Consider the following 26857-nt stretch of genomic DNA (forward strand, 5'->3'; position numbering starts at 1 on the left):
CTCAGACCATGGCCAGCCGCTGCTTGCGTTGTGGCGCCGGGAACACCTTGTCCAGCGCCGCCAGATCCCCGGCGTCCAATTGCAGCTGCGCCGCTTCGGCATTGAGTTGCACATGTTCCGGGCGCACAGCCTTGGGAATCGCAATCACGCCATCCTGGCGCAGAATCCATGCCAGCGAAACCTGCGCCGGGGTGGCGTTGTGACGACTGGCAATGTCTTGCAGAACCGGCTCGGCGAGCATCGCGCCGCCCTGGCCGATCGGACAGTAAGCCATCAGCGGCAGGCGCTGGTGCTGGCACCACGGCAGCAGATCGAATTCGACGCCGCGCTCTTCGAGGTTGTACAGCACTTGATTGGTGGCGCAGGCCGAACTGGACAGTTCTTCGAGATCGTCGACATCGAAATTCGACACGCCCCAACGGCCGATCTTGCCTTCCTCGCGCAAACGTTCGAAGGCTTCGACGGTTTCCTCCAACGGGTATTGACCGCGCCAGTGCAGCAGATACAGATCGATGTAGTCGGTGCCGAGCCGACGCAGGCTGCGCTCGCAGGCTTGCGGGATGCCTTGGCGGCTGGCGTTGTGCGGATAGACCTTGCTGACCAGGAAAATCTTGTCGCGCTGACCGGCAATGGCCTCGCCGACGACGGTTTCGGCACCGCCCTCGGCGTACATCTCTGCAGTGTCGATCAGGGTCATGCCCAGCTCGATGCCGGTGCGCAGCGCCGCGACTTCACGGGTGTGCGCCGAGCGATCCTCGCCCATGCGCCAAGTGCCCTGGCCAATCACGGGAACCTGTACGCCGGCCAACTCAAGGGTACGCATTCAAACCTCCTGGCTTAAAGAGTCGATATCTTTAGTGGGCAGCAGAATAGCGTCGGGGTTCCACAAGCAAAAAAGATCGCAGCGTTCCGCAGCTCCTACAGGGGGATGTGTTTTTCTGTAGGAGCTGCGGAACGCTGCGATCTTTTGATCTTCCAGCTTTTACTTGGCGGTGAATTTCAGGACCACGCTGTGGGCATAGGTCTGCCCCGGATCAAGCCGTGTGCTCGGGAAGTCCGGCTGGTTCGGCGAATCCGGGTAGTGCTGGGTCTCGAGGGTAAACGCCCCCCAGTGCGGATAGACCTTGCCGCCCTTGCCCTTGACCGTGCCGTCGAGGAAGTTGCTGGTGTAGAACTGCACCCCCGGCTCGGTAGTGAACAGTTGCAGGACACGCCCGGATTGCGGATCGCTGACTTCGGTGGCGACTTTGCTGACATCGCCCTTGGTGTCCAGCGCCCAGTTGAAATCGAAACCACCCTGTTTCGGCTCGGCGAATTTCAGTTGCGGATGATCAGCCTTGATATGCGTGCCGATCGCCGTCGGTTTGCTGAAGTCCATCGGCGTACCGGCGACTGGCGCCAGTTCCCCGGTGGGGATCAGTTTCGCGGTGACCGGCGTGTAATGGCTGGAATGGATGGTCGCGACCTGCTTGAGAATGTCGCCATTGCCAGCGCCGGCCAGGTTGAAGTAGCTGTGGTTGGTCAGGTTGAGCACGGTTGGCTTGTCGGTGCTGGCCTTGTAGTCGATGCGCAGCTCGTTGTTGTCGGTCAGGCGATAGGTGACTTCGGTGGTCAGGTTGCCAGGGAAGCCCATTTCACCGTCGGCCGACAGGTAGGTCAGGGTCACGCCAACCGAATCCTTGTCCTTGGTCTCTTTGGCCTTCCAGACTTTCTTGTCGAAACCTTCGGGGCCGCCATGCAAGGCATTGGACTTGTCGTTCTGCGGCACTTGATAGCGTTTGCCGTCGAGTTCGAAAGCACCCTCGGCGAGGCGATTGCCGAAGCGGCCGATGGTCGCGCCGAAGTACGCGGTGCCTTTCTGGTAGCCCTGCACATCATCGAAACCCAGCACCACGTCGTCGAACTTGCCGTGCTTGTCGGCAACTTTCAGTGCTTGCAGGGTCGCGCCGTAAGTGATGACAGTGGCTTGCATGCCGTGGCTGTTGCGCAGGATGTACTGTTCAACGGGCGTGCCGTCATTGGTCTTGCCGAAGGCTTTGTGTTCGGCGGTCAGGCCCGCCGCGTTGGCGGAAAGGGTAGCGATCATCAGGGACAGTCCGAGGCCGGAGAGCAGGTGACGGGATTGAAGCATGGTTGACCTTCCTTTTTGTTGTTGTTTTCGTATTGACCGTAGGAGCTGCCGAAGGCTGCGATCTTTTGATTTTGATTTTTTAAAAGCAAGATCAAAAGATCGCAGCCTTCGGCAGCTCCTACATGTGACTAGTCATTCTATTTGGGTGGGGAGAGGAGATTTATAGCGGATTTACGCTTATTGGCAAATATAAAGTCCGACTAATTGACAGGTCGCAAAGCGCCGAAGGTCGGCTAAACGCCCAGGCACTGCACTTTTTCGCAATCGGCGGCTCTATGCATGGCCAGGATGCGGTGACTCCCGCCGCACAGGAATGTGCCTGTCCGAGATTTCATGCCGAGTGTTTTTGCCCTGATCACCGCCGCTCACCGCCGCCCATGCCTGCTGCTGGCCTGCCTGGTCTCGCTGTTGCTCAGCGGCTGCAGCCACCAGAACGGCAACGGGTTCTTCAACCAGATGCGTGAAGGGCAGCCGCAGGAATTCCTGCAGACCAGCGTCGACCGTATGGCCACCCTGGCGATGCGCGACAACCTCGACAGCCTCTATCGGCTGATGGGCAAGCTCTACCTGCGCAACCCGGAAGAGTTGCGCAAATCCGGCTTCCTCAACATCAACACCGCCGTGAAACAGGTGCGCCTCGCCGTTGAGCAACAGCAGCCGTTGCCCGTGCTCGGTGGGCGTAAAGACCTGGCAGCGCTGAGCTATGCGATGAGCCCGGAATTCCTCGGCGATCGCGTCGGCGCGTTCATTTATGCGATCGGCAGCATGCTGGTCACCGCCCACGGCAATCGCACCGAGTTCTACATGACCGACGCGATCAACCCGACCTTCGTCCACAACGCTGCACGTAATATCGAAAAAGCCATGTGGATCCTCTCGCAACGGCAGAACAAGGAAGGCCAGCCGTTGCTGTTCTCCAATGAAATTTCGGAGGAGGGCAGCAACCTCAGCTTCGCCACCGAATTCAGCAAAATCGTCGCGCGCCTGGACCTGCTCACGCAGATGCTCGATGAGCGCTATCGCAGGATTGGTTTGAATTACGCGCAGAGTCTGTTGTTTCTGAATTTCCTGCCGGTGCAGTGAGCCCCACGGTTTCGGCTAGTGCAGAGATCCCTGTAGGAGTGAGCCTGCTCGCGATAGCCGTCTTTCAGATTTTGATGAGCCGACAGGCACTCCGCTATCGCGAGCAGGCTCACTCCTACAATTTTAATCCCGGGTAAATTCGATATGGCATAACCATAGACCGCATCGATATATGTGGTTATATGAAAAATCGCTATGCTGCGGGCCAGATTTTTCCTGTCGTTTTCTGGACGTTTGAATGGAATTGGCAAATTTCGGCCTGGTGATTGCCGGGTTGGTGGTGGGGTTTATCGTCGGCATGACCGGTGTCGGCGGCGGTTCGTTGATGACGCCGATTCTCCTGTGGTTCGGCATCAACCCGGCAACCGCGGTGGGCACCGACCTGTTGTATGCGGCGATCACCAAATCCAGCGGCGTCCTCGTTCACAGGAAAAACAACAACATCGATTGGGCCATCACCGGCTGGCTGACCCTGGGCAGTGTGCCCGCCGTGGCCATGACCCTGTGGTTCCTCAGCACTCTGCACACCGCGCCGGAAGCGATGAACGCCATCATCAAACAGGCGCTGGGCTTCGTCCTCTTCGCCACGGCGCTGGCAATCTTTTTCAAGAAACGCTTGCTCGAATTCGCCCACAAACGCGCGGGTGGCAACTACAACCCTAGCGGTTCGCGGCTCAACGTGATGACCGTGATCACCGGGCTGATCCTCGGCACCATGGTTGCCCTGACCTCGATCGGCGCCGGCGCACTGGGCACCGTCGCGCTCTTCATCCTCTACCCGTTGCTGCCAACCCGCCGCCTGGTCGGCACCGAAATTGCCCACGCCGTACCCCTGACCCTCGTCGCCGGCCTCGGCCACGCCAGCATGGGCAACATGGACTGGGGCGTGCTGGGTTTTCTGCTGATGGGCTCACTGCCGGGCATCTGGCTCGGCAGCCACCTGACCGGCCGCATCTCCGACGAAGTCCTGCGCCCGTGCCTGGCAACGATGCTGGTGTTGATTGGTTATAAGTTGGCGTTTTGATCCTGCTGAGCGCCCTACAAAGCTGTGGCGAGGGAGCTTGCTCCCGCTGGGCTGCGAAGCAGCCCCGATCCCGGTTGACGAACTCGCAGAAAAATCGACATTGCCGTGTTTACGACTGCTGCGCAGCCGAGCGGGAGCAAGCTCCCTCGCCACAGGGGTCAGCGTTGGATGACGAACTTCATCACCGTTACCGGCAGTTCTTCGTAAACCAGCTCCGCGCCTTCCAAAGCCACCATCACGCTGGGGATCTCGCCCTTGCCACACGCAGAGCGCATCAACTCGATGCGGGCCTCCAGGCTGTCGCCAGGCGCGAAATCACCCCATTCCTTGAAGTTGAGTGTGGCCAGTTCTTCGATAAATTCGGGGTGATTGCACAGATAGTCGATGTGCATGCGGGTGAACTCCATTTCATTGGCAGAGCAGCCACCGTAGTGCGCCGTTGGCCGGTAAGCAAATCGACAGAGTGATCACGTCTGCCATGTTGCGCAAAGCGCGCCCTGACCTAAGCTTCTGACAGGGCAATGCCTTTTTGCCAGACGCCGCCGGAACAATCGCTACGATGCGCAATCAGTAGTGCGTGGATATCAAAAGGAGATGCGCATGCTCATCAGGTCCCTGACCCTGACATTCTTGCTGGCGATCGCCGGCCCCTTGTTCGCCGCCGACAGCGATTCACCCCTGGCCGGGGACGTGGGCCGCGCCCGCCCGCTGATCGTGATTGCGCAAAGCACTGTCGACCCGGTATGGCTGAGCCTGAAAAAGTCGCTGGAAGACCCTGCCAACAAAAAGGGCGTCACTGACCGCAACATCAAGGTCTACACCATCCTCAGCATGTCCGGCCAACTCGACGGCAAGGACATGGGCCAGCAAGACACCATGGCGCTGCTGCGTTCGCTGAAGCTGGGTGCCGGGGCGTATCCGAAAGTGTTCCTGGTGGGCAAGGACGGCGAAACCAAGCTCTCCGCCTCAGGTGACGAAGCCAAGGCACTGAGCCTGGCGAAAATCTTCGAAACCATCGACGCCATGCCCATGGCCGAAAAAGAAGCCGCCGCTGCCGCCGCCGCTGCGCAAACACCCGCCGCCACCGAGCCGGAACCGGCCAAAGGCGCGAAGGGCAGCAAACCGGCGAAACCGAGCAAACCGCCGCAGATGCCGGATGATTGATCGCGCGTTGACTGAATGAAGCAAAATCCCTGTGGGAGCTGGCAAACCAGCTCCCACATTTTTTTGTCAGAACACAAACCCGAGGCAGTCACAAATCCCTTGTAGGAGTGAGCCTGCTCGCGATGGCGGCGGCTCAGCCCGCGAATATGTTGCCTGACAAACCGCGATCGCGGGCAGGCTCACTCCTACAGTTTGACCGGCGCTGCCTGCAAAAAAATGTGCAGGTCGGCATATCACTGGTCATCAAGCATGTACACCAATGCACCTTGTGCACGCTCAATGATCATAGGCGAGCGGGTGGTCAATACGAATTGGCAGTTGGGAAAGGTTGCGCTCAATTGCTCGATCAGACCGAGTTGCCTGCGTTGATCGAGGTGCAAGTCGACATCGTCGATCAGCACGATGCCGTCGCCTTGCAACGGATCAGCCAGTGATGGATTAAGCAGTGCCAGCCGTCTGGCGATATCGCCAGCCAGCGCGATCATTGATTTTTCGCCTTGAGAGAGTCGGCTCACATCCAGCGATATGCCCTGCCGGTCGATGGTCATAAACAGGCGCGGTCGGCGCTGCACGCGCAGATTCGTAGACTCCGGCATGAATGCCGCGATAGCCGAGCGAACAGCAGTCAACTGGCTGTCGCGCGCTGAGGCCTTTATTGTGGCAAGTTCTTTCCAGACGTCGCTGTCGGTACCGAATCTTTCCGAGATTGCTGCCAGTGCCGACGCAGATAACCCATCCTCGTTTTCGCTGTCCTCGCGCTCACGAAACCATGCGAAAAAGCCGCGAAAATCGGCGCCATCGCTAAAACTGCTGTCGTAGGCATCGAGCTGATCGAAGGCCTGTCTGCCGCTGGGTTTCAGCGAGATATCGTTCACACACCGTTCGGCTGGGTAGTAGGCGATCAGCGGGAGTGAGGCGCTGGCATCGGCGGTGAGTCGCGTACGGTAGTGATCGGCAAGCTCTCTGACGTCTCTCAGAAAGCCACGGTCAGAGACCGCAGGTTCTCCTCGAGTGCGAGCGCTGCCCCATACGAACAGATGGTTTTCGTCATCGGCATTGCAGACAGCAGCCCGTGGGTGAGAACGGTCCGCGAGGCCAATCGAAACGACGGCTGCCGGGGCGTCGTTCCTGATTTCTTCGTCGGCAAGCTGTCTGCCCTTGCCTTTATCGGAACAGATTCGCGCGATCAACCAGGTCAGGCAGGTGTTAACGGATTTCAGCACAGTGGTTTTGCCCGTGCCGTTGTTGCCCACCAGTACCGTGATATTCGATGAATGTGTCCGGGTCGGTGCAAACTCGATATCCAGATCGCCAAAATGTCCGACGTTCGAGAGTTTGAAGCTTTGGATTTCCATGGATGCGCCTTTTGAGCGGTACTCGGATTGCAGGAAAATGTGGAGTGTAGATACAACGAATTCATCCGCTAATCAAAACTCGTTGCAGCATGTGCCCGCCGAAATGTCCGACACAAACACCCTTCAAACCCGGTGGATTTTTCCTGCAAGACGCGGCGGCTGGGGTGAACTGGTGCGTTGTGGCGCAGAGGGATAACCTCTTTTGGCCGCTGAGAAAAACAGTGGTCGGATGTGGAAGTCTGGTTGTTCGGTTACATCCATCAATGTCTCAAAAGCGCATGTCGACGGGTTTTATGTCAACATCGCCGCGTTTTGGCGGCTGTGCGCAGGAGCACTTTCGAGTGCGCCGGGTATTGGTGGATTGGCCTGGTCTTCCACACCTGCGTACAGCTGCCACCCTCATGTGGAAGTGAGACAGGTAGTGTTTCCTACAATCCACAACGGTAATAAACACATGAAAAAACACAGTCCCAACCCTCCCGAGCCGCTCCTCGATTCAAGCTCCTTCGACTCCAATAACCCGCGTCTCCGCCATCCCGGCAACCCCGATCCCATCAGCCACGTCTTCACCATTCTCCCCGACATCGACACAGCAACACTCTTGAGTCACGCCTGCGAAACCCTGGCCTCACTGAACGTGTTGACCACTGATCTGGCCTGCGAATTGAGCGGTGCGCAGCGCAGCCTGACATTGTCGATCCAGCAATTGGCCGTGCTCGGTGAACTGTTGGTCAACCGCGCGCTGGACAATCTCGATTCACCCGCAACGGCGACTCAACATTGAACAGGGAGGTTCTACATGGCGCGCTACATACCGATCACCGGGATCGACTGCAAAATCCCCTGTCTGCTGATCGACAGCGAAGCTCCACTGGATGTCCTGCACGGCACTGCCGCGTATCGCTTGCGCTGTGTAACGCAATTGCTGGAAACCCTGGCGTTGGGTGACGGCAAGGGTCACGACGCCTTGTTGCTGCAGGATCTGGCCCGGGTCTCGGCGACCGTGCTGCGTGACAGTTGCGACCTGATGGATGTCATCGGCTGGAAGTTGCAGGCGCAGCTTTAAGCGCTGAAACGAAAAGATCGCAGCCTGCGACAGCTCCATCGACCGTGTGAAAACCCGATCCCGTAGGAGCTGCCGCAGGCTGCGTTCTTTTGCTCTTAATCCGCCAGCGCCGCGAAAACCGTATGCGCAATCTTCACCCGTTCGGCATTCGGGTAATTCTTGTTGGCCAGAATCACGATACCCATATCCCGCGACGGCACGAACGCCACGTACGCGCCAAAGCCCCGCGTCGAACCGGTCTTGTTGAACAGCACGTTGGCCGGTTCAGCTTGCGGGGGGTTCAGCCACTCGACTGTGTGCGGCTCCATGGCCATGGGCGTCGAGTTGCCGTTTTGCAGTTTTTCCAGGCTGATCGGGTAGGCGTAGCGCTCCCAGCCGAGGCCTTGGGTCATGTCGCCGACGCGGTAATAACCGAGGTGTGTGTTGGCGATGGCTTTGTGCAGATCGGGCGCGAGGCTGGCCGGTTTCAGCTGTGCCTGGACATAGCGCAGCAGGTCGGCGGCGCTGGTTTTGATGCCGTAGGCTTCGGCGTCGAGTGCGCCGGGGCTGACGCGCACCGGTTGGTCGGCGTTGTCGTAGCCTTGGGCGTAAAGCTTTGACTGCGCTGACGGCACGCTGAGGAAGGTGTGCTGCAAACCGAGTTTCGGCAGCAGGGTTTGCGTCATTGCCTGGTCGAACGGCTGGCCGAGGCTTTTCGCCGTCAGGTAGCCGAACAGGCCCAGGCTCGGGTTGGAATACAGGCGATGGCTGCCGGCGGGAAATTGCGGTTTCCACTGTTGGTAATAGCCGAGCATCTTGTCGGAAGAATCCGCCTCAGCAGGAAATTGCAACGGCAGACCGCCAGCACTGTAGGTGCCCAGTTGCAGCACGCTGACATTGTCGAAGGCACTGCCCTTGAGCTCAGGCCAGAGCTGGCTGGCCTTGCTCGACAGGTCGAGTTTGCCTGTGGCCTGGGCGTAGCCGGCGAGGGTGGCGGTGAAGGTTTTGCTCACCGAGCCGACTTCGAACAGGGTGTTTTCACTGACTTTTTGCCCGGTGTCTTTGGCAGCGACTCCGTAATTAAAGTAATGAACCTGGTCGTTCAGGGTGATCGCCACGGTCAGCCCGGGGATGTTGTTTTGTTGCATCACCGGGGTGACGGCTTGGCTGACCAGTGCCTGCAATTGCCCATCGGTCGGCGTCGCGGCATGGCAGGCAACGCTGCCGAATAACAATGCGAAAGCGCTGTGGGAAAAGACCTTGCTCGGTTTGAAGGAACACATGAGTGAATCACTCTCCATGAGTGTCGTTTGTTGTATCCCGCTACACTGCGGGTGATTTTTTCATCGGGTGGCTGATCAGCGCGGCTAATTTAGGCACTTCGCCGACCCTCGACAAACGATGAAAACTCGCACGAGCCATTAGAAAAATTCGGGATAGGGCATGATTCGACCGCAACTGCCACTTAACGCTCTACGCGCGTTTGAAGTCTCGGCACGGCATCTGAGCTTCACCCGCGCCGCCGTCGAACTCTGCGTGACGCAAGCTGCCGTAAGCCATCAAGTCAAAAGCCTGGAATCGCAACTCAATCTGACCCTGTTCAAACGCCTGCCCCGTGGGCTGATGCTGACCAGTGAAGGCGAGACCTTGCTGCCGGTGCTCACTACCTCATTCGATCATATTGCGCAGATGCTTGAGCGTTTGGCCGGTGGCCAGTATCGCGACATGTTGACGGTCGGTGCGGTGGGCACCTTTGCCGTGGGCTGGCTGCTGCCGAGGCTGGCGGACTTTCGGGCGAAATATCCGCTGATAGATTTACGCTTGTCGACCAATAACAACCGGGTCGATGTGGCGGCGGAGGGGCTGGATTACGCGATTCGTTTCGGCGCCGGCGCGTGGCATGGCATCGAGGCGACACGTTTGCTCGATGCAGCGTTATCGGTGTTGTGCGTGCCGGAAATCGCTCGGCAGTTGCATGCGCCCGCTGACCTGTTGCAGCAGACGCTGCTGCGTTCCTACCGCACCGATGAATGGCCGGAGTGGTTTCACGCGGCGGGTCTGGCGACGCAAGCAGCGCCACCGCAAAGCATCGTGTTCGATTCGTCGCTGGCCATGATGGAGGCGGCATTGCAGGGCGGCGGGGTGGCGTTGGCACCTCCGCTGATGTTCGCCCGGCAACTGGCGGCGGATGCGATCTGCCAGCCGTTTGCGATCGAGATCACCACCGGCAGTTATTGGCTGACGCGGTTGCAGTCGCGACCCGAGACAGCGGCGATGAAAGCGTTCAAGGCGTGGTTGCTGCAAATCTCTGGTTAATGCAAATCCCTTGTAGGAGTGAGCCTGCTCGCGATAGCGGTGTGTCAGTTGATATCAATTTTGACTGACACGCCGCTATCGCGAGCAGGCTCACTCCTACAGGGACTGTGGTGGATGGGAGATCAGGTTTACCGCACCAGACACGGCCGCTTGTTATCGAACTTCCACCCCGGAATCAGAAACTGCATCGCGACGCTGTCATCCCGCGCGCCGAGGCCCATGCCTTTGTACAGTTCGTGAGCCTTGGCCACTTGATCCATGTCCAGTTCCACGCCCAGTCCCGGTTTCTGCGGCACCTGCACGAGACCATCGACAATCTGCAGCGGTGCCTTGGTCAGGCGCTGGCCGTCCTGCCAGATCCAGTGAGTGTCGATGGCGGTGATGTCGCCCGGTGCAGCGGCGGCGACGTGAGTGAACATCGCCAGGGAAATATCGAAGTGGTTGTTGGAATGCGAGCCCCAGGTCAGGCCCCATTCGTGGCACATCTGCGCCACACGAACCGAACCCTGCATGGTCCAGAAGTGTGGGTCGGCCAGCGGAATGTCCACCGACTGCAACTGAATCGCATGACCCATTTCGCGCCAGTCGGTGGCGATCATGTTGGTCGCGGTTTTCAGCCCGGTGGCGCGGCGGAATTCGGCCATGACTTCGCGACCGGAATAACCGTTTTCCGCACCGCACGGGTCTTCGGCGTAGGCGAGTACGTGATGCTGATCGCGGCACAGACGAATCGCTTCTTTCAGCGACCAGGCGCCGTTCGGGTCGAGGGTAATCCGCGCATCGGGGAAGCGCTCGGCCAGTGCCGTCACCGCTTCGATCTCGGCATCGCCACTGAGCACGCCGCCCTTGAGTTTGAAATCCTTGAAACCGTACCTGGCGTGCGCCGCCTCGGCCAGACGCACCACCGCTTCGGCGCTCATGGCTTTTTCGTGACGCACACGGAACCAGTCGTTGTCGGCGCCCGGTTCGGTGCGATAGGCCAGATCGGTTTCGTGCTGATCGCCGACGTAGAACAGATAACCGAGCATCTTCACTTCATCGCGTTGCTGACCTTCGCCGAGCAGCGCCGCCACCGGCACATCCAGATGTTGGCCGAGCAGGTCGAGGAGGGCGGCTTCCAGGCCGGTGACCGCGTGAATGGTGATGCGCAGGTCGAACGTCTGCAGGCCACGGCCGCCGGCATCGCGGTCGGCGAAAGTCTTGCGCACCTGGTTGAGGATTTTCTGGTAGGTGCCGATCGGGCTGCCGACCACCAGATTGCGCGCGTCTTCCAGGGTCTGGCGAATGCGCTCGCCACCGGGCACTTCGCCGACGCCAGTGTGGCCGGCGTTATCCTTGAGGATGACGATGTTGCGGGTGAAAAACGGCCCGTGGGCGCCGCTCAGATTGAGCAGCATGCCGTCGTGACCGGCCACCGGAATCACTTGCATGTCGGTGATGATCGGAGCTTTGGCGGTGTCGTGAACAGTCATTATTGTTTTCCTTGTCGAGACGAAGTCAGGCGTGTTTCGGCGCGGCGTCGGCCACGGCTTTTTCAGCAGCGGGTTTGGGCGTGGTGCGCGCAGCGAAGACGATGATTGCGGCGATAATCGAGGTCGCGGCCAGACCATAGAGGCCGCCCTGAATCGAGCCGGTGTGTTGTTCCAGCAGGCCGAAGGTGGTCGGCGCGACGAAACCGCCGAGGTTGCCCACCGAGTTGATCAGTGCGATCACCGCCGCCGCGATGCGTGCGTCCAGGTAGGCCTGGGGAATCGGCCAGAACAGCGACGAGGCGGATTTGAAGCCCAGCGCCGCAAAGCAGATCGCGACGAAGGCAAAGATCGGCCCGCCAGTGGTGGACATGAACATCCCCGCTGCGGCGATCAGCAGCGCCGTAGCCACCCACGCTTGCTGGTGTTTCCACTTCGCCGACAGCGAGGCAAAGGCGTACATGCCGACGATCGACAGCAACCATGGAATCGAGTTGAACAGGCCGACCTGCACGTCGCTGAGTTCGCCCATCTTCTTGATGATGCTTGGCAGCCAGAAGGTCGCCGCATAAATGGTCAACTGAATGAAGAAGTAGATCAGGCAGAACAGAATGATCTGCCGGTCCTTGAGCAGTTTGCCCAGCGAGGGCCGAATCGGCGTCGCGGCTTCGCGGGCCTTTTGCTCGTCGTCGATGGCGCTGACCAGCGCATCCTGTTCGGCGCGGCTCAGCCATTTCGCATCGTGGGGTTTGGCATCCAGCCAGAACCAGACGAAAACGCACAGGCACACCGAGAACATCCCCTCGATGAAGTACATCCACTGCCAGCCGTGCATGCCCAGCCCGTTGATTTGCAGAAGCAGACCGGACAGCGGACCGGAGATAAGCGAGGCCACCGCCGAGCCGCTGAGGAAGATCGCGATCGCCTTGCCGCGCTCGACGCCTGGCAGCCAACGGGTGAAGTAATAAATCACCCCGGGAAAGAACCCGGCCTCGGCGACACCGAGCAGGAAACGCAGGATATAGAAGTGGGTTTCGTTCTGGATGAAGGCCATGCAGGCCGCGACGATGCCCCAGGTGAACATGATGCGGGTCAGCCAGATGCGCGCGCCGACTTTTTGCAGGAGCATGTTGGACGGCACTTCGAATAGAGCGTAGCCGATGAAGAACAGCCCGGCGCCGAAGCCGTAGGCGGCAGCGCCAATGCCCAGATCGGTTTCCATGTGGGTGCGGACGAAACCGATGTTCACCCGGTCAATGTAATTGACGATGAACATGATCACGAAGAGCGGCAGGACGTGGCGTTTGACTTTCGAGATGGCCGAGGCGAGCGTTGGATCAACGCTTTCCTGCATCCCCGAGACGGAGGTTTTCACTTGTTTTTCTCCCACTGATTATTTTTATGCGGGTAGGACTGGTGTTGCGTTGTTGATAGACATCATACAACTGTGTTTTTTTGTCCTACAAGTGGGGAGGGGTGATTAAATTCGTCTGAACATAGAGTTTCTTATGAAAAAATCGGGTTAAGCCCAATATCTTCGGGGGTTATAGCGAGATGTGCGTAGTGGCTTGCTTGCTTCAGGCATATCGGTAACACCTTAGGATCAACACAGCGAATTTCGACGTCTCTGATGTTGTCATACAAGTAGTAGTGGCATACAGCGCTAGAATCCATCTCAACCGTCATCCCGCGGTGCTACGATCGGCAAGCCCCGATCACCGGAACCGACCATGCAAGAAGACCTCGACGCGCCTGCGCGCAAACGCACGCACAACCTCGCTCATGACCTGGTGGAAAAACTCACCCAGAGCATCCTGCTCGGACAGATGTCGCCCGGTGACAAACTGCCGTCGGAGAATTCCATCGTCCAGGAGCACGGCGTCAGCCGCACGGTGGTGCGCGAGGCGATTTCCAAGTTGCAGGCCTCCGGCCTGGTCGAGACGCGCCACGGCATCGGCACGTTCGTGATCGAGCGCGCGGCGGAGCAGGGCCTGCGCCTGAATGTCGACACGGCGCTGGGTGTGCGCAGCATTCTCGAATTGCGCATGGGCCTTGAAACGCAAGCCGCAGCGCTGGCGGCGCAGCGACGCAGTGAGCAGCAGTTGCTGCAGATGCGTCAGGCGCTGGATGACTATCAGCGGCTGCTGGCCAACAACGACAGTTGCGTGGAGGCCGATCGGCGTTTTCATCTGTTGATCGCCGAGGCCACCGGCAACGCCTGCTTCAGCGAGATCATGCAGCACCTGGGCAGCGCGATGATCCCGCGCAATCGTCTGAATGCCGCCGAACGCGGCGCGGCGGATCTGAGCAAGCTCGGGCATTTGGCGAATCTGGAGCACGAGGCGATTCTGAATGCGATCAAGCGTCAGGACGCCGATGCCGCCCGTGCCGCCATGTGGCTGCACTTGACCAACAGTCGTGATCGCTTTATTGCCCAGGATTGATGCCGCTGGTCTGATCTATCGCACGCCGTCGATGGCCGCGCTTCCAACTTATACGCCCCGGATAATCCGGGCCAGTATTGTGAGGTGCAGCATGGCTGATGACTCGCTTGTTCCCGGTGGCATGGCGCCCACCGACCAGACCCGCCCCGTATCCGGCACCGACGAGCCGACCCTGAGCGATCACGACGCACCGCCGGGCATGCATCCGGGGCGCGATCCACTGAGCGATGGCGACCGGCCGGATGACTGGAAGGATCCGCCAGATGACGAGGATGTGCCGCCTGCGGATGAGCCGACGCCGTTGTCGGATGATATGCGCTGAAGCCTGGATTTTTCGTTGAATGTGTCGGCCGCTTCGCGAGCAGGCTCGCTCCCACGCTGGAGGGTGGGAGCGATCACAATCAAAAGATCGCAGCCTTCGGCAGGCGTGCCTCGGAATTAAACCGGGACCAAATCCCGCATCAACAACCCAAAGCGCAAATCCGCTCCATCCGGTACCGGCACATACACCGCATGCCCATCCCCCGACGCCACCTCAATCGCTTCCCCGCTGACGCTGCGCATATCATGCAGATCAAAATCAAAATTGCCCTTGGGCGTCATCAGTTCCAGATGATCGCCCATGACAAACCGATTCTCCACCTTCACCTCGGCCAAGCATCGGCGCCGTAGGCGAAGGCGTAGCGCATGTTTTTCAGGGTGCCAGCGGGGGCAAGCAGCTCGGGAGCGATGAGAGTCGGCATTTGGGTGTCGGTCGCAAAAGCCGCGCAGGGTAGGGCAGCTGTCGCGAGGGTTTATTGATCTGGATCTATGCTCCATGAATAAACATGGCACTCGCGCGCGCGGCGGCTGACTAAGTGGGGCGGGCGTGCGTGACGCCTGACTGACATGGACCGGATATGAACGAAAAGAGTCTGCAATTCAAATCCCTGACAGTGCTGCTAGTGCTGGTCACGGTAGCTTTTATCTGGATTCTGCTGCCGTTTTACGGCGCGGTGTTCTGGGCTGTCATCCTCGGCATTCTGTTTGCGCCAGTGCAGCGCAAGGTGCAGCTGAAATTCGGCTGGCCACGCAACGTGACCTCGCTGTGCACGTTGAGCCTGTGTCTGGTGATCGCGATTCTGCCAGTGATCATCGTCAGCATCTTGCTGGTGCAGGAAGGGGCGACGGTCTACAAGAACATCGAAAGCGGTGAGCTGGACATCGCCGCGTATCTGGCGCAGTTCAAGCACAGCTTGCCGCCGTACTTTCAGCATTTGCTCGATCGCTTTGGCATGGGCGAACTCGACAGCCTGCGGGAGAAAATCGTCAAGACGGCCATGCAGGGCAGTCAGGTGCTGGCGACCCAGGCGTTCAGTTTCGGCCAGGGCACCTTTGAATTCGTGGTGAGCTTTTTCATCATGCTGTATCTGCTGTTTTTCTTTCTGCGTGACGGCCCCGAGCTGGCGCGCAAGATGCGCACGGCGGTGCCGCTGGAGGAAAACCACAAGCGCCGCCTGCAACTGAAGTTCAACCGCGTGGTGCGTGCGACAGTCAAGGGCAACGTGGTCGTGGCCGTGACCCAGGGTGCGCTGGGCGGGCTGATTTTCTGGTTTCTCGACATTCCCAGCGCGTTGCTCTGGGCGGTGCTGATGGCGTTTCTCTCGCTGTTGCCTGCGGTGGGCGCGGGGATTGTCTGGGCGCCGGTGGCGGTGTACTTCCTGCTCAGCGGCATGATCTGGCAGGGCGTGGTGCTGGGCTTGTTCGGCGTCTTCGTGATCGGCCTGGTGGACAACGTGCTGCGCCCGATTCTGGTGGGCAAGGACACGAAAATGCCCGACTACCTGATTCTGGTTTCCACCCTTGGCGGGCTTGCGGTGTTCGGCCTCAACGGCTTCGTGATCGGCCCGCTGATCGCCGCGCTATTCCTGTCGAGCTGGGCGCTGTTCGTCGAGACCAAGCCCAAAGTGCAACTGCCTTAGGCATGCAACGCGGTGCTGGTGACCTGTTGCGACAAGGCCTGCGCCGCCGGCAAAGAGGTGAGCGGGCCGCTGATTGGCTCGCCATCGCGCACCAGATACCAGCAGGCGAGCAAGCCCGACGCGCGCAGCGAAGCGGGAACTGCGCTGCCGATCACCGACATGATTTGAACCTGAGCCATGGGAAAACCTCCATCAAACTGATGGGGCTACCTTAGGGATTTGTTGGCGCTGCGGACAATCAACGCTTTCGATAGTGGTCATTGATGCCAGTGAGGTCTGGCGTCATTCGACCACCTGATCGAGCATGTGCATGACTTCGCGTTCATTGAGCAGGCCCTTGTGCACAAGGTTTTCGGCGAGCAGGGACAGCAGCTTGGCGCACCGATGGCCTTCCAGATGCTTGAGCTCGGTGAGCGCGCTGTAGACCTTGCTCGAGGTGCACAAACCGACGATGCGGTGCGGATTTTGTGTGGGCATACAGTCGTCCTTGTTGTTATCGATCTGTTGTTTACGGACGGATTCAGATTGCGGTTCCGTCATGACAAAACGGTGACCGTTTGATGAAAAAAACAGCCAGCGGTCGACTCCATCATGCCGACTTTAGCTGCTCGAACTGTCCTCACAACGACCTCGGCGAGATTTTTTCGGACCTTCGCCGACCAGCGGTCATGAAACAGCCCCGCTCGAAAGCGGGGCTCTGTGTTGCGCTTACCAGCGTGGACCGCCGTAGTAACCATGCGGGCCGCCATAGTAGCCATGGGGCCGACCGTAATAACCGCGAGGCGGGCCGTAGTAAACAGGGGCCGGCTGCACGTAAACCGGTTGCTGCACATACACCGGTGCCGGTTGGTAGTAGACCGGTGGCGGCGGTTGCTGCACGTAGACCGGTTGCGGCTGAACATAAACCGGCTGTTGCTGCACGTACACCGGCCGATCCTGGTTGATCAGTGCCGAGCCGATGATGGCCGAGCCGACGATCGCGCCAAACACTGCAGGGCCCTGCCAGCCATGGCCACCACCCGCTTCAGCCTGACCGGTGACGGCGAGTGCGCCAATCAACAAAGCCATGATGGGAAGTTTACGAATCATGATAAGTCCTCGGTTCTTCGACCCGGCGGCTGGGCCTGAACCAGGCCCACAGTTGTCGCGGGGATACAGCTAAGACAGCAAATTTGCGAAATTCAGCACAGCCGCTGGGTAAATTTTGTGTAAGGTCTGTAGCGGCTTTTTTACTCGGCAGCGCGGCGCCTCGAACAAGCCGCAATGATGATTCAGAACCCGGTGGGCTGGCTAATCCCGTCCATCCGAAAGTGCGTTTGAAGGAGAAGTTTCATGCAGATGAACCCGAACAAAGACACCCAATTGTGCATGTCCCTGTCCGGGCGGCCGGGGAATTTCGGTCTGCGTTTTCACAACCATTTGTATGAACAGTTGGGCCTGAATTTCTACTACAAGGCATTCAGCAGCCAGGACCTGACCGGCGCAGTCGGTGGCATCCGCGCTCTGGGCATTCGTGGCTGCGGCGTGTCGATGCCGTTCAAGGAAGCCTGCATTGCTCTGGTCGATGAGCTGGATGCCTCGGCAGCGGCGATCCAGTCGATCAATACCATCGTCAACACCAACGGCCACCTCAAGGCCTATAACACCGATTACATCGCCGTCGCGCAGTTGCTGGAAAGCCACGCGGTGCCGAAAGATTCGACCTTCGCCCTGCGTGGCAGCGGCGGTATGGCCAAAGCGGTGGCCAGCGCCCTGCGCGATGGCGGCTACAGGAACGGTTTGATCGTCGCCCGCAACGAGCGGGCCGGACGTGCCTTGGCAGATTCGCTGGGTTATCGCTGGCAGGCCGAGTTGGGCGACGAGCGCCCGCAGATGCTGATCAACGTCACGCCGGTGGGCATGGATGGCGGACCGGAGGCGGGGCAACTGGCGTTCGAGCCTGAGGTGATCCAGGCGGCCGAGACCGTGTTCGATGTAGTGGCGATCCCTTCGGAAACGCCGCTGATCGTGCGGGCGCGGGCCGAAGGCAAGCGGGTGATCACCGGGCTGGAAGTGATTGCGATCCAGGCGCTGGAGCAGTTCGTGCTGTACACCGGGGTGCGGCCGAATGAGGCGCAGTTTGCGGCGGCGGTGGAATTTGCCCGTAGCTGAGTGATTTTTGTAGTGGGCTGGTCTGGCCTCATCGCGAGCAGGCTCACTCCTACAATTGGAATGCGTTCAATCTGTAGGAGTGAGCCTGCTCGCGATAGCCTCGCCACGGATTCACATGAGACCCCTACACTTCAGAAACAACACTCGCCCACCACAAAAACCATAACCGAGGCCACCCATGCATCCGCCCATCCTCAACCTCAACGAGGTCGAACTCGAGCCCCTGCCCGAAGCCCTCGCCCCCGAAGGCGAAACCGCCGGGCGTTATCAGCAGCGCATCGCGCGCATCGGTCAGCAACTGGGTGCGCAGAAACTCGGTTATCGCCTGTATGCGCTGCCGCCGGGCATGCGCGGCAGTCCGTTCCACAGCCATCGGGTCAATGAGGAAATGTTCTACGTGGTGGCCGGGGAGGGCGAGGTGCGGTTGGGAGGCGAGCGTTTTCCGATCCGCGCCGGTGATGTGATCGCCTGCCCAGCGGGCGGGCCGGAGAACGCCCATCAGATCATCAATACCGGCGCGGGCGAACTGCGTTATCTGGCGGTGAGCACTCAGCAGCAGCCTGAGATTTGCGAGTATCCGGATTCGAACAAGTATGCGGTGATGGATAACTTCGCGGTGGATGCCGAGGGCAATGCCTCGGGGTTTGTCGCTGTCGCGCGGCAGGCGGATGGGGTGGATTATTGGGATGGCGAATAAAAAATCTGAAATGCGCTGATGTCCCTTGTAGGAGTGAGCCTGCTCGCGATAGCGGTGTGTCGGTCAAATCCGCTGTGACTGACACACCGCTATCGCGAGCAGGCTCACTCCTACACGGGGATCCCAGGGTTATTCGAGACGGGCCAGGCGTTCTTCCAGCGCTGCAATCCGCGCTTCCAGTTCTTCGATGCGCTCCAGCGAAACGCCACCGCTCGATCGCTCCCCGGGATTGTGCCGCGCCGCCAATATCGCCTCGATATCCGCCGGATCGCCCAGCGCATGGGTGTAGCGATCCTCGCGCTGCCCGGACTGACGCGGAATCAACACCGCCAGTCCACGAGCGATCAATCGCTCAAGCTGATGCACGACCTGTTCGCTATCTTCGAACTCATGCATGCGCCCGCTGCGGGTCAGCAATTCATTGACGGTCTGCGGGCCGCGCAGAAACATCAAACCCGTCAGAATCACCTGTGCCGGCACCAGTTCCAGCGCCTTGTCGACCTTGTGCTCCCAGCGGTCGGCGCGGCTGCCCATGACCAGTCTGGTGAAGCCGCGACCTTCCAGCGCCCGCAGGCTCTGGCCAACCTGACCCTGATTGAGGTTCATCACCGGTTCGCGGCTGGTTTTCTGATTGCAGGCCAGCACCAGCGCGTTGAGGGTCAGCGGATAGGTTTCCGGGCTGGTGGCCTGCTTTTCGATCAGCGCACCGAGGATGCGGATTTCCGTGGCATTGAGCCGTGGCTGTTCGGCGGTGGATTCTTGTTCGTTGCTCATCGCGCGTTCCCTCTGCAGTCGAAGCCGCCTAGCCTAATCCTTGCCAAACAAAAGGCAAGCCGTGCGGTCATCAAGCATGGCTATAATCGCCACCACGTATTACCCAGCCATCACATGAGATTGCCATGACCATTTCACTGTACGCCGCATCCGTCCCGGTTTTTCAACAAATGCTCAACGCCCTGAGCGATGTGCTGAAAAAGGCTGAAGCCCACGCCAGCGCGAAAAACATCGACCAGAGCGTCTTCCTGCAAGCGCGGTTGTACCCGGACATGTTCCCGCTGGTGCGTCAGGTGCAGATCGCTGTGGATTTCGCCAAAGGCGTGTCGGCGCGTCTGGCTGAGGTCGAATTGCCGAAGTACGACGACACCGAAACCACCTTCGCCGAGCTGCAAGCGCTGATTGCCAAGGTTCTGGCCTTCATCGGCGAGATCAAGCCAGAGCAGATCGACGGCAAGGAAGGCATCGAAATCGTGACCCGTCCGGGCACGCCGAAAGAGAAGCGCTTCAGTGGTCAGGCGTATCTGCTGACTTACGGCTTGCCGCAGTTCTTCTTCCACGTCACCACCACTTATGCGCTGCTGCGTCATAACGGCGTTGAAGTGGGCAAGCGCGACTACATGGGCGCGTTCTAAGCCTGCAAGAGCCCCTCACCCTAACCCTCTCCCGGAGGGAGAGGGGACTGACCGTGGTGTTTGCCCGAGATAAGCTGACGTGAGCTATCAAGCCGAACTCAGGTATGAAAACGACACAGATCGGCTCCCTTTCCCCCTCGCCCCCTTGGGGGAGAGGGTTGGGGTGAGGGGGTAGATTCCAGCCACAAAAAAGCCCGCCAAGGTTCACACCAAGGCGGGCTTTTCGTTGCGCGAGAAATTACGCCGTGCGCTGAGCCTTCTCTTCCTCACCGAGGCAAGCCGCTGCGGTAAACAGCACATCGGTCGACGAGTTGAGCGCGGTTTCCGCCGAATCCTGCAGCACGCCAATAATGAAGCCTACCGCCACGACCTGCATGGCGATCTCGCTCGGGATGCCGAACAGGCTGCACGCCAGCGGAATCAGCAGCAGCGAACCACCGGCCACGCCCGAAGCGCCACAGGCGCAGATCGCTGCGACGACGCTGAGCAGGATCGCGGTCGGGATGTCCACGGTGATGCCCAAGGTGTGCACGGCCGCCAGGGTCAGCACGGTGATGGTGATTGCCGCGCCCGCCATGTTGATGGTGGCGCCAAGCGGGATCGATACCGAGTAGGTGTCTTCGTGCAGGCCCAGGCGCTTGCTCAACTCCAGATTGACCGGAATGTTCGCCGCCGAGCTGCGGGTGAAAAATGCGGTGATGCCGCTTTCGCGCAGGCACATCAGGGTCAACGGGTACGGGTTGCGGCGCAGCTTCCAGAACACGATCAGCGGGTTCATCACCAGCGCAACGAACAGCATGCAGCCCAGCAGCACGGCCAGCAGATGCGCATAGCCGAGCAGCGCGCCGAAACCGGAAGTGGCCAGCGTCGACGCCACCAGGCCAAAGATGCCCAGGGGCGCGAAGCGAATCACTACGCGCACGATCAGGGTCACGCCGTTGGACAGATCATCGAGCACTTCGCGGGTGGTATCGCCGGCGTGGCGAATGGCGATGCCCATGCCGATCGCCCAGGCGAGAATGCCGATGAAGTTGGCATTCATCAGCGCGCTGACCGGGTTGTCGACAACACTCAGCAACAGGCTTTGCAGGACCTCGGTGATGCCGCCAGGCGCGGTGACCGTAACGTTGTCCGTGGACAGTACCAGGGTCGACGGGAAGCTCATGCTGACAACAACGGCCACCACCGCCGCGGCGAACGTGCCCAGCAGGTAGAGGAACAGGATCGGCCGGATGTGTGTTTCCTGGCCATGCTTGTGGTTGGCGATCGAAGCCATCACCAGCACGAACACCAGAATCGGCGCCACGGCTTTCAACGCCGAGACAAACACTTTGCCAATGAACACGGTGGACTTCGCCGCTTCCGGGGCGAACAGAGCCAGGGCGATGCCGGCGATCAGGCCGATGACGATCTGGCTGACCAGACTGAGGTTTTTCAGGCGTTGCAAAAGAGAAGGGGATGAAGCGGTCATGACGGCATCTCTGTTTTTTATAGGGTGCGAAGCGTCGTGGGCAGTCACGAAACGCCTGTCGAAGTGACATCAACGCCGCCAAACGGCACGTTGATCAGCTGTACGATTTTCAGGGCGCGGACTTTATCACAGCGCAGGCGCCAACCTTCAGCCTGTGACGATCTGCCACCGCATCAACCGGGCAGATCGGCAGTTTTGGGCAACTCAGTGCAGACACAGTCTGTTAAGATTCGCCATCCTCATTTTCTAGTTCTGCCAGCGGGCCTCCGGGTCATCGCTGGCGTCGTCGTTTTGCTGGAGTTGCGCATGCTGTTGCCTATTCTTCTGTTGTCCGCCGCCGGGTTCACGGTGCTGACCACGGAATTCGTCATTGTCGGCCTGCTGCCGGCGATAGCCCGAGACCTCGAAGTCACCATCCCGCAAGCCGGGCTGTTGGTGACGTTGTTCGCCTTTACCGTGGCGCTGTTCGGCCCGTTCCTGACCGCTTATTTCGCCCGTTTCGAACGGCGCAGACTGTTCATCAGCATCCTGATCATGTTCGGCCTGGCCAACACAGTTGCAGCTTTGGCGCCGAACATCTGGGTGATGGCCATCGCGCGCTTGATTCCGGCGCTGGGCTTGCCGGTGTTCTGGGCGCTGGCCAGCGAGACGGCGGTGGACATCGTCGGCCCGGATTTCGCCGGTCGGGCGATTGCCAAGATCGGCTTCGGTATTGTCTGCGCCACGGTGTTCGGCATTCCGGTCGGCACGCTGATTTCCGACGCGTTCGGCTGGCGCAGCGCATTCGGCATTCTCGCGCTGATCGCGTTTGCCAAAGCCTTGCTGCTGTTTGTCTACCTGCCGAAAACCAGTCTGCACCAGCATCAGGTCAGCTTCCGTTCGCAATTCAAGATCCTGCGCAGTCCGTTGATGATCGGCCATATCGTGTTGTCGATTCTGGTGTTCAGCGGCATGTTTACCGCCTACACCTACCTCGCCGACATCCTCGAGCGCCTTGCCGGGTTCAACGGCACCGTAGTCGGCTGGTGCCTGATGGCCTTTGGCGCGGTGGGGCTGATTGGTAACTCGCTCGGTGGACGTGCGGTGGATCGGCATCCGCTGGGAGCGTCGGTGTTGTTCTGCGCGTTCATGATCGCTGGCATGGTCTCGCTGGTGCCGAACATTCATTCGCCCGTTGGCCTGGCAGTGGCGATGGGCATCTGGGGCGTAACCCAGGCGGCGCTGTTCCTGGTCAGCCATGTGCGCCTGATGAAAGCCGCGCCGCAAGCGCCTGCGTTTGCCGCATCGCTGAACATCGCCGGGGCCAATCTCGGTATCGGCCTGGGCGCGATGGTCGGCGGTCGGGTGATCGACAGTGCCGGTCTGGGCTTTCTCGGCTTTGCCGCTGCCGGCTTCATCCTGCTGTCGGTGTTCCTCGCCATGGTGCTGATGACGCTGAAGCCGCGTGAAGCCTGCGCTTCATAATCCGGTAAACAGCTCGCGTCGGGCACCCTCGGTAATCGCAACGATGCCAGGGTGCTTGACCTTGCGCTCCACCGAAATGGCGTAGAACGACTCGCTCACCGCATCGGTCTGGCCAATCAGTTCGACGCCGTACTGACGCTTCACTTCCTCGGCAATAACGCTCGGGCCGATAAAGATCCCGCTGCCGGATTGGCCGAAGGCCTGCATCAAAGCACTGTCATCGAACTCGCCGACTATCTGCGGCTGGATCTGCTGTTCGGCGAACCAGCGCTGCAAGCGGCTGCGCACCACGGTTTCGGCTCCGGGAATCAACAGCGGCGCGCCGTGCAGGCTGCGCGGGAAGTCCTGGCCATACTGTGCGGCGAGTTCGGCGGTGGCGAAAAAACTGATACCGCATTCACCGAGCTTCTGGCTGTAGCCCTTGATGTCCAGATGCGAGGGCATCGGGCTGTCGGAAATCACCAGATCCAGACGTTGAATGGCCAGATCCGCGAGCAGGCGTTCGAGTTTGTCCTCGCGACAGGTGATGCGCAGCGGCTCGCTCAGCTCCATGGTCGGTGCGATCAGGCGATAGACAATGGATTTTGGCACCACATCGGCGACGCCAACCCGGAACAGGATCTGCTGCTCGTTGGGTTGCGCGCGCAGCATCAGCTCCAGCTCGCCGCCCAACTGAAACATCTGCTCGGCGTAGGGCAGGGCCTGGCGCCCGGCTTCGGTGAGCTCCAGCTGCCGGCCAACGCGACGAAACAGTTCCACGTTATAGGTTTGTTCGAGCAGGGAAATCTGCCCGCTGATGGTCTGCGGCGTCAGATTGAGCTGCTCGCAGGCGCGGACGATGCTGCCGGTTTTAGCCACGACCCAGAAGTAATGCAGTTGTCGGTAGTTGAGCATATCGATCGCCACTTCGTGAAAACCGAAGTATAGCCGCTAAAAATACGAATTTTCCTGAACTGTTCATCTCCCTAGAATGCCCAGCCATCGACGGCCGGTGTGTGCGCCTGTCTGTTCATTCGAAGGAAACCTTATGAAATACACATTTCCCGCAGTGATGTTTGCGTCTTTACTGGTTCTGGCCGGTTGTGATCAGGCGGAAAAAAGCGCGCAGCAATTGATGGGCGCTGCGGCCGAGACCGCCAAGCAAGCGATCGACGATACCCACAAGGCCGCCGAGCAAGCGCTCAGCGATGCCACCGGTGGCTTGATCCAGAAAAAAGAAACGCCGGAAAAACAAACGGAAGAATCCGAATCTTCCTCCAAGACCATCTGAACCGTCTTACACAGAGTCAGGACTGACCCATGGAATATCTGTTAGAACTCGCCGCCAGCCCGACCGCCTGGGTTGCTTTGGCCACATTGGTGGTGATGGAAATCGTGCTCGGCATCGATAACCTGATCTTTATCTCGATCCTCACCAACAAATTGCCCGAGCAGCACCGGCAAAAGGCGCGCCGTATCGGTATCGGCATGGCCCTGATCCTGCGTCTGGCACTGTTGAGCACCATCGCCTTCATCGTTCAGTTGACCGAGCCGGTGATCGAAATCCTCGGCCATGCGTTCTCCTGGAAGGACATGATCCTCATCGCCGGTGGCCTGTTCCTGGTCTGGAAAGCCACGACCGAGATCCATCACAGCATGGACCCGGCGCCGGAAGATCCAAAGACCGCGACGTCGACCGTGACCCTGGGCTTCGCCGCGGCCATCGGCCAGATCCTCATGCTGGATATGGTGTTCTCGATCGACAGCATCATTACCGCTGTCGGCATGACCGAACACTTGCCGATCATGATCATCGCGGTGGTGGTGTCGGTACTGGTGATGCTGCTCGCGGCTGATCCTCTGGCCAAGTTCATCAACGACAACCCGACCGTGGTCATGCTGGCGCTGGGCTTCCTGATCATGATCGGCATGACGCTGATCGCCGAAGGCTTCGGCGCCCATGTACCGAAAGGTTATGTGTATGCGGCCATGGCGTTCTCGGCCGGTATCGAGGTGTTGAACATGATGTCGCGCCGGGCGAAGCAGAAGAAGGTTGCTCAGCAGGCGTAATGGCTGACAACACAAAAACCGCTTGGGCTGGTTGAGTCCAGGCGGTTTTTTTTCGCTTTGATATTGGCGTTGTGTTTGAGAGCGAGCCCCCTCACCCCAGCCCTCTCCCGAGGGAGAGGGCTGGGGTGAGGGGCTCTTCAAATCCTGTGTTCGGCTCGATGATTCAGGTCGGCGTAATTTAAAAGAACAACCCGGTCAGTTCCCTCTCCCTCCGGGAGAGGGCTAGGGTGAGGGGCTCTTGATCTTCAGTGCGCAGCAACGTGCCGTACGGAATGCTTCTCTGTCTTCTCAACCGTTGGCGTCTGCACCGGGTGATGATGCCGCCGGGAAATCCGCAACACGCCCCACAACATGGCAGTCGCCACGGCCAGCCAGCCGGCTATCAACATCACGATGGTCATGGTCAGGCTCATTGGTGCCTCCTCTTCGCCCTGCGTCGGGCGCTCGCTTTTCGCAATTCGCTCTACTTCAGTGACAGTCTAGTCAATGGGGTGTTTCAAGCTATTGACCAAAGGTCGTTAGTGACCAATCACTTTGCTCTATGTAATCGCGGTGTCTGCGGTTTAAGGCTATACCGCGAACAGGTGCGGCTCTATGATCGCTGGCGTTGCCGGAACACGACGCCGGCGTCTGTGAAGAGAGTGAAGATGGTGCAGGTATTTTCTCGAATGCGTGGGGCGTTGCTGATCGGCGCCTGCGTGGCGGCGCTGAGCGGATGCGCAGGCAATGTGGTGCCGGAAGTCAAGCGCTTGCCCGAGCGGGTTGAGCTCAGCGGCACTTTTTATCGCGGCGAAGCCAATCAGAGCGGACCACAGGTGCTGGCCAGTCTGCTGTCGCAACAAGGCATCGTGATCACTCCGGGACTTCTGGAAAAACCGCTGAGCTTGCCGGGCGCTGAAGACAAGCTGCAGCAAAACATGCAGAACCTCGCCCGCGAATATGGCCTGGTGGTCTATCCGCTAGACAGCAAGCTGCCAGCCTTGTTGACTCAGGTTGCGGCAGGTTATCCGGTGATGGTGCGCTTCAGCGAGGGTTCGGCCTTTTGGGCTGAACCGCGTTACGCGATCCTCTCCGGCTACGACCGCAATAAGCAGAAGGTGCTGTTGCGCGCTGGCATGAATCGTCGGCAATTGATGGATTTTGACAGCTTCGAGTCGGCGTTCGACAAATCCGGTGGCTGGGCGATTCTGATCCAGAAGCCGTCGCAGATCCCCGCCGCTGTAGACCGTGCCCGTTGGTTGAAAGCCGCCGATGAGCTGGCGCAGGCTGGTGAAGAAAACGCCGCGGCGCAAGCGAGAAAAGCTCTGGCGGCGCAGTAAGGCTCCGTTCGTCATCTGCCGGGCACGACTGCGCCCGGCAGGCCTCTGAAGATCAGTACCCGTGCTTCGCGGGTGAATCAAGGAGGCAACATGGCAGATTCCTCAACCCCGAAAGGCCCGCATTCGTCCGATCACTCCTCGGGTGATGATCTGGGATTCGATCCGGATTCGCCGGACCTTGACGATCCGCAAGTCGATCCGGTCGGTCCGGCCAAGGCGCCGCTGGATGTCGAGCCTGGTGAAGATCCGAAGAAACCGGCCAAGCCCTACGATCCGATGGCCGATCTGAAACCTTGATGCGAGGT

General features: G+C 59.6%; 31 protein-coding genes and 1 pseudogene. 17 read left to right on the top strand and 15 right to left on the bottom strand.

The window, feature by feature from the left end; translation table 11 throughout:
• Position 1: 1 nt before the first annotated feature.
• A complete protein-coding gene (locus BLU71_RS04445) occupies positions 2–823 on the bottom strand; it encodes an aldo/keto reductase (RefSeq protein WP_083352410.1) in 822 nt (273 codons plus the stop codon).
• 159 nt (positions 824–982) lie between these two features.
• On the bottom strand, positions 983–2131 hold the full coding sequence (locus BLU71_RS04450) for an aldose epimerase family protein (RefSeq protein WP_083352411.1): 1149 nt from the start codon (positions 2129–2131) through the stop codon (positions 983–985).
• A gap of 333 nt (positions 2132–2464) precedes the next feature.
• On the opposite strand from BLU71_RS04450, the gene BLU71_RS04455 reads away from it, so the two are divergent.
• Entirely contained in the window at positions 2465–3214 is a 750-nt protein-coding gene (locus BLU71_RS04455) for a hypothetical protein (RefSeq protein WP_042609140.1), read from the top strand.
• Positions 3215–3452: 238 nt separating this feature from the next.
• A complete protein-coding gene (locus BLU71_RS04460) occupies positions 3453–4238 on the top strand; it encodes a sulfite exporter TauE/SafE family protein (protein WP_042609141.1) in 786 nt (261 codons plus the stop codon).
• Between the two features lie 158 nt (positions 4239–4396).
• On the opposite strand, the gene BLU71_RS04465 is transcribed toward BLU71_RS04460, so the two are convergent.
• Positions 4397–4630: a hypothetical protein gene (locus BLU71_RS04465; protein ID WP_083352412.1), complete on the bottom strand. Its 234-nt coding sequence runs from the start codon at positions 4628–4630 to the stop codon at positions 4397–4399.
• 208 nt (positions 4631–4838) lie between these two features.
• Here BLU71_RS04465 and BLU71_RS04470 point away from each other — a divergent pair, with 208 nt between their 5' ends.
• Positions 4839–5402 carry a DUF4174 domain-containing protein gene (locus tag BLU71_RS04470; protein ID WP_083352413.1) on the top strand — a complete coding sequence of 188 codons (564 nt, stop codon included), beginning with the start codon at positions 4839–4841 and terminating at the stop codon, positions 5400–5402.
• 233 nt (positions 5403–5635) lie between these two features.
• On the opposite strand, the gene BLU71_RS04475 is transcribed toward BLU71_RS04470, so the two are convergent.
• Complete coding sequence (locus tag BLU71_RS04475) at positions 5636–6757, bottom strand: AAA family ATPase (protein WP_083352414.1); 1122 nt, start codon at positions 6755–6757, stop codon at positions 5636–5638.
• 454 nt (positions 6758–7211) lie between these two features.
• Here BLU71_RS04475 and BLU71_RS04480 point away from each other — a divergent pair, with 454 nt between their 5' ends.
• Together BLU71_RS04480 and BLU71_RS04485 are read left to right on the top strand one after the other, a co-directional pair.
• Positions 7212–7541 carry a DUF6124 family protein gene (locus BLU71_RS04480; RefSeq protein WP_065615978.1) on the top strand — a complete coding sequence of 110 codons (330 nt, stop codon included), beginning with the start codon at positions 7212–7214 and terminating at the stop codon, positions 7539–7541.
• 15 nt (positions 7542–7556) lie between these two features.
• Positions 7557–7823, top strand: a complete 267-nt coding sequence (locus BLU71_RS04485) for a hypothetical protein (protein WP_083352415.1) — start codon at positions 7557–7559, stop codon at positions 7821–7823.
• A 95-nt stretch (positions 7824–7918) separates the two neighbouring features.
• Here BLU71_RS04485 and ampC read toward each other — a convergent pair whose 3' ends face one another.
• A complete protein-coding gene (gene ampC, locus BLU71_RS04490; RefSeq protein WP_083352416.1) occupies positions 7919–9085 on the bottom strand; it encodes a class C beta-lactamase in 1167 nt (388 codons plus the stop codon).
• Between the two features lie 160 nt (positions 9086–9245).
• On the opposite strand from ampC, the gene BLU71_RS04495 reads away from it, so the two are divergent.
• A complete protein-coding gene (locus BLU71_RS04495; protein ID WP_083352417.1) occupies positions 9246–10118 on the top strand; it encodes a LysR family transcriptional regulator in 873 nt (290 codons plus the stop codon).
• A 128-nt stretch (positions 10119–10246) separates the two neighbouring features.
• On the opposite strand, the gene gudD is transcribed toward BLU71_RS04495, so the two are convergent.
• Positions 10247–11590, bottom strand: coding sequence for a glucarate dehydratase (gene gudD / locus BLU71_RS04500; RefSeq protein WP_083352418.1), 1344 nt, complete (start codon positions 11588–11590; stop codon positions 10247–10249).
• A 25-nt stretch (positions 11591–11615) separates the two neighbouring features.
• Positions 11616–12962, bottom strand: a complete 1347-nt coding sequence (locus BLU71_RS04505; RefSeq protein ID WP_065615983.1) for an MFS transporter — start codon at positions 12960–12962, stop codon at positions 11616–11618.
• A gap of 355 nt (positions 12963–13317) precedes the next feature.
• Here BLU71_RS04505 and BLU71_RS04510 point away from each other — a divergent pair, with 355 nt between their 5' ends.
• Complete coding sequence (locus BLU71_RS04510; protein ID WP_042609150.1) at positions 13318–14031, top strand: FadR/GntR family transcriptional regulator; 714 nt, start codon at positions 13318–13320, stop codon at positions 14029–14031.
• A 91-nt stretch (positions 14032–14122) separates the two neighbouring features.
• Positions 14123–14353 carry a hypothetical protein gene (locus BLU71_RS04515; protein ID WP_064363677.1) on the top strand — a complete coding sequence of 77 codons (231 nt, stop codon included), beginning with the start codon at positions 14123–14125 and terminating at the stop codon, positions 14351–14353.
• A 116-nt stretch (positions 14354–14469) separates the two neighbouring features.
• On the opposite strand, the pseudogene BLU71_RS27675 reads toward BLU71_RS04515, so the two are convergent.
• A pseudogene (locus tag BLU71_RS27675) lies at positions 14470–14700 on the bottom strand (U32 family peptidase C-terminal domain-containing protein); the annotation flags it as partial.
• Positions 14701–14930: 230 nt separating this feature from the next.
• Here BLU71_RS27675 and BLU71_RS04525 point away from each other — a divergent pair.
• Positions 14931–15992 carry an AI-2E family transporter gene (locus BLU71_RS04525; protein WP_039763392.1) on the top strand — a complete coding sequence of 354 codons (1062 nt, stop codon included), beginning with the start codon at positions 14931–14933 and terminating at the stop codon, positions 15990–15992.
• Here the strand turns inward: BLU71_RS04525 and BLU71_RS04530 are convergent.
• The 3 genes from BLU71_RS04530 to BLU71_RS04540 form a co-directional block, all read right to left on the bottom strand.
• Positions 15989–16171: a hypothetical protein gene (locus BLU71_RS04530; RefSeq protein ID WP_042609153.1), complete on the bottom strand. Its 183-nt coding sequence runs from the start codon at positions 16169–16171 to the stop codon at positions 15989–15991. The genes BLU71_RS04525 and BLU71_RS04530 overlap by 4 nt on opposite strands.
• Before the next feature lie 103 nt (positions 16172–16274).
• Entirely contained in the window at positions 16275–16469 is a 195-nt protein-coding gene (locus BLU71_RS04535; protein WP_016770691.1) for a hypothetical protein, read from the bottom strand.
• Positions 16470–16700: 231 nt separating this feature from the next.
• The gene (locus tag BLU71_RS04540) at positions 16701–17081 is read right to left on the bottom strand and encodes a hypothetical protein (protein WP_024013471.1); all 381 of its coding nucleotides are present in this window, start codon (positions 17079–17081) and stop codon (positions 16701–16703) included.
• A 243-nt stretch (positions 17082–17324) separates the two neighbouring features.
• Between BLU71_RS04540 and BLU71_RS04545 the strand changes: the two genes are divergently transcribed.
• A complete protein-coding gene (locus BLU71_RS04545) occupies positions 17325–18143 on the top strand; it encodes a shikimate 5-dehydrogenase (protein ID WP_083352420.1) in 819 nt (272 codons plus the stop codon).
• A 178-nt stretch (positions 18144–18321) separates the two neighbouring features.
• Positions 18322–18840, top strand: a complete 519-nt coding sequence (locus BLU71_RS04550; protein ID WP_083352421.1) for a cupin domain-containing protein — start codon at positions 18322–18324, stop codon at positions 18838–18840.
• A 129-nt stretch (positions 18841–18969) separates the two neighbouring features.
• On the opposite strand, the gene BLU71_RS04555 is transcribed toward BLU71_RS04550, so the two are convergent.
• Positions 18970–19614: a YceH family protein gene (locus BLU71_RS04555; RefSeq protein ID WP_042609156.1), complete on the bottom strand. Its 645-nt coding sequence runs from the start codon at positions 19612–19614 to the stop codon at positions 18970–18972.
• A gap of 125 nt (positions 19615–19739) precedes the next feature.
• Between BLU71_RS04555 and BLU71_RS04560 the strand changes: the two genes are divergently transcribed.
• Complete coding sequence (locus tag BLU71_RS04560; RefSeq protein ID WP_016775348.1) at positions 19740–20249, top strand: DUF1993 domain-containing protein; 510 nt, start codon at positions 19740–19742, stop codon at positions 20247–20249.
• A gap of 238 nt (positions 20250–20487) precedes the next feature.
• Here the strand turns inward: BLU71_RS04560 and sstT are convergent, their stop codons facing one another.
• A complete protein-coding gene (gene sstT, locus BLU71_RS04565; protein ID WP_083352422.1) occupies positions 20488–21720 on the bottom strand; it encodes a serine/threonine transporter SstT in 1233 nt (410 codons plus the stop codon).
• Positions 21721–22026: 306 nt separating this feature from the next.
• On the opposite strand from sstT, the gene BLU71_RS04570 reads away from it, so the two are divergent.
• On the top strand, positions 22027–23184 hold the full coding sequence (locus BLU71_RS04570) for an MFS transporter (RefSeq protein ID WP_042609158.1): 1158 nt from the start codon (positions 22027–22029) through the stop codon (positions 23182–23184).
• On the opposite strand, the gene nhaR is transcribed toward BLU71_RS04570, so the two are convergent.
• Positions 23179–24078 (bottom strand): transcriptional activator NhaR, encoded by a 900-nt coding sequence (gene nhaR, locus BLU71_RS04575; protein WP_042609159.1) that lies wholly within the window; start codon positions 24076–24078, stop codon positions 23179–23181. The two genes, BLU71_RS04570 and nhaR, sit on opposite strands and share 6 nt — an antisense overlap.
• Before the next feature lie 133 nt (positions 24079–24211).
• Between nhaR and BLU71_RS04580 the strand changes: the two genes are divergently transcribed.
• Positions 24212–24454: a hypothetical protein gene (locus tag BLU71_RS04580; protein ID WP_064363671.1), complete on the top strand. Its 243-nt coding sequence runs from the start codon at positions 24212–24214 to the stop codon at positions 24452–24454.
• A 29-nt stretch (positions 24455–24483) separates the two neighbouring features.
• The gene (locus tag BLU71_RS04585; RefSeq protein ID WP_042609161.1) at positions 24484–25233 is read left to right on the top strand and encodes a TerC family protein; all 750 of its coding nucleotides are present in this window, start codon (positions 24484–24486) and stop codon (positions 25231–25233) included.
• Positions 25234–25478: 245 nt separating this feature from the next.
• On the opposite strand, the gene BLU71_RS27445 is transcribed toward BLU71_RS04585, so the two are convergent.
• Positions 25479–25646: a hypothetical protein gene (locus BLU71_RS27445; RefSeq protein WP_165839200.1), complete on the bottom strand. Its 168-nt coding sequence runs from the start codon at positions 25644–25646 to the stop codon at positions 25479–25481.
• Positions 25647–25880: 234 nt separating this feature from the next.
• Between BLU71_RS27445 and BLU71_RS04590 the strand changes: the two genes are divergently transcribed.
• Together BLU71_RS04590 and BLU71_RS04595 are read left to right on the top strand one after the other, a co-directional pair.
• Positions 25881–26552 (top strand): peptidase C39 family protein, encoded by a 672-nt coding sequence (locus BLU71_RS04590; protein WP_083352423.1) that lies wholly within the window; start codon positions 25881–25883, stop codon positions 26550–26552.
• Positions 26553–26642: 90 nt separating this feature from the next.
• Positions 26643–26849 (top strand): DUF6021 family protein, encoded by a 207-nt coding sequence (locus tag BLU71_RS04595; RefSeq protein WP_042609163.1) that lies wholly within the window; start codon positions 26643–26645, stop codon positions 26847–26849.
• Positions 26850–26857 lie beyond the last annotated feature (8 nt).

It is taken from the genome of Pseudomonas moraviensis (assembly GCF_900105805.1).
Classification (GTDB): domain Bacteria; phylum Pseudomonadota; class Gammaproteobacteria; order Pseudomonadales; family Pseudomonadaceae; genus Aquipseudomonas; species Aquipseudomonas moraviensis_A.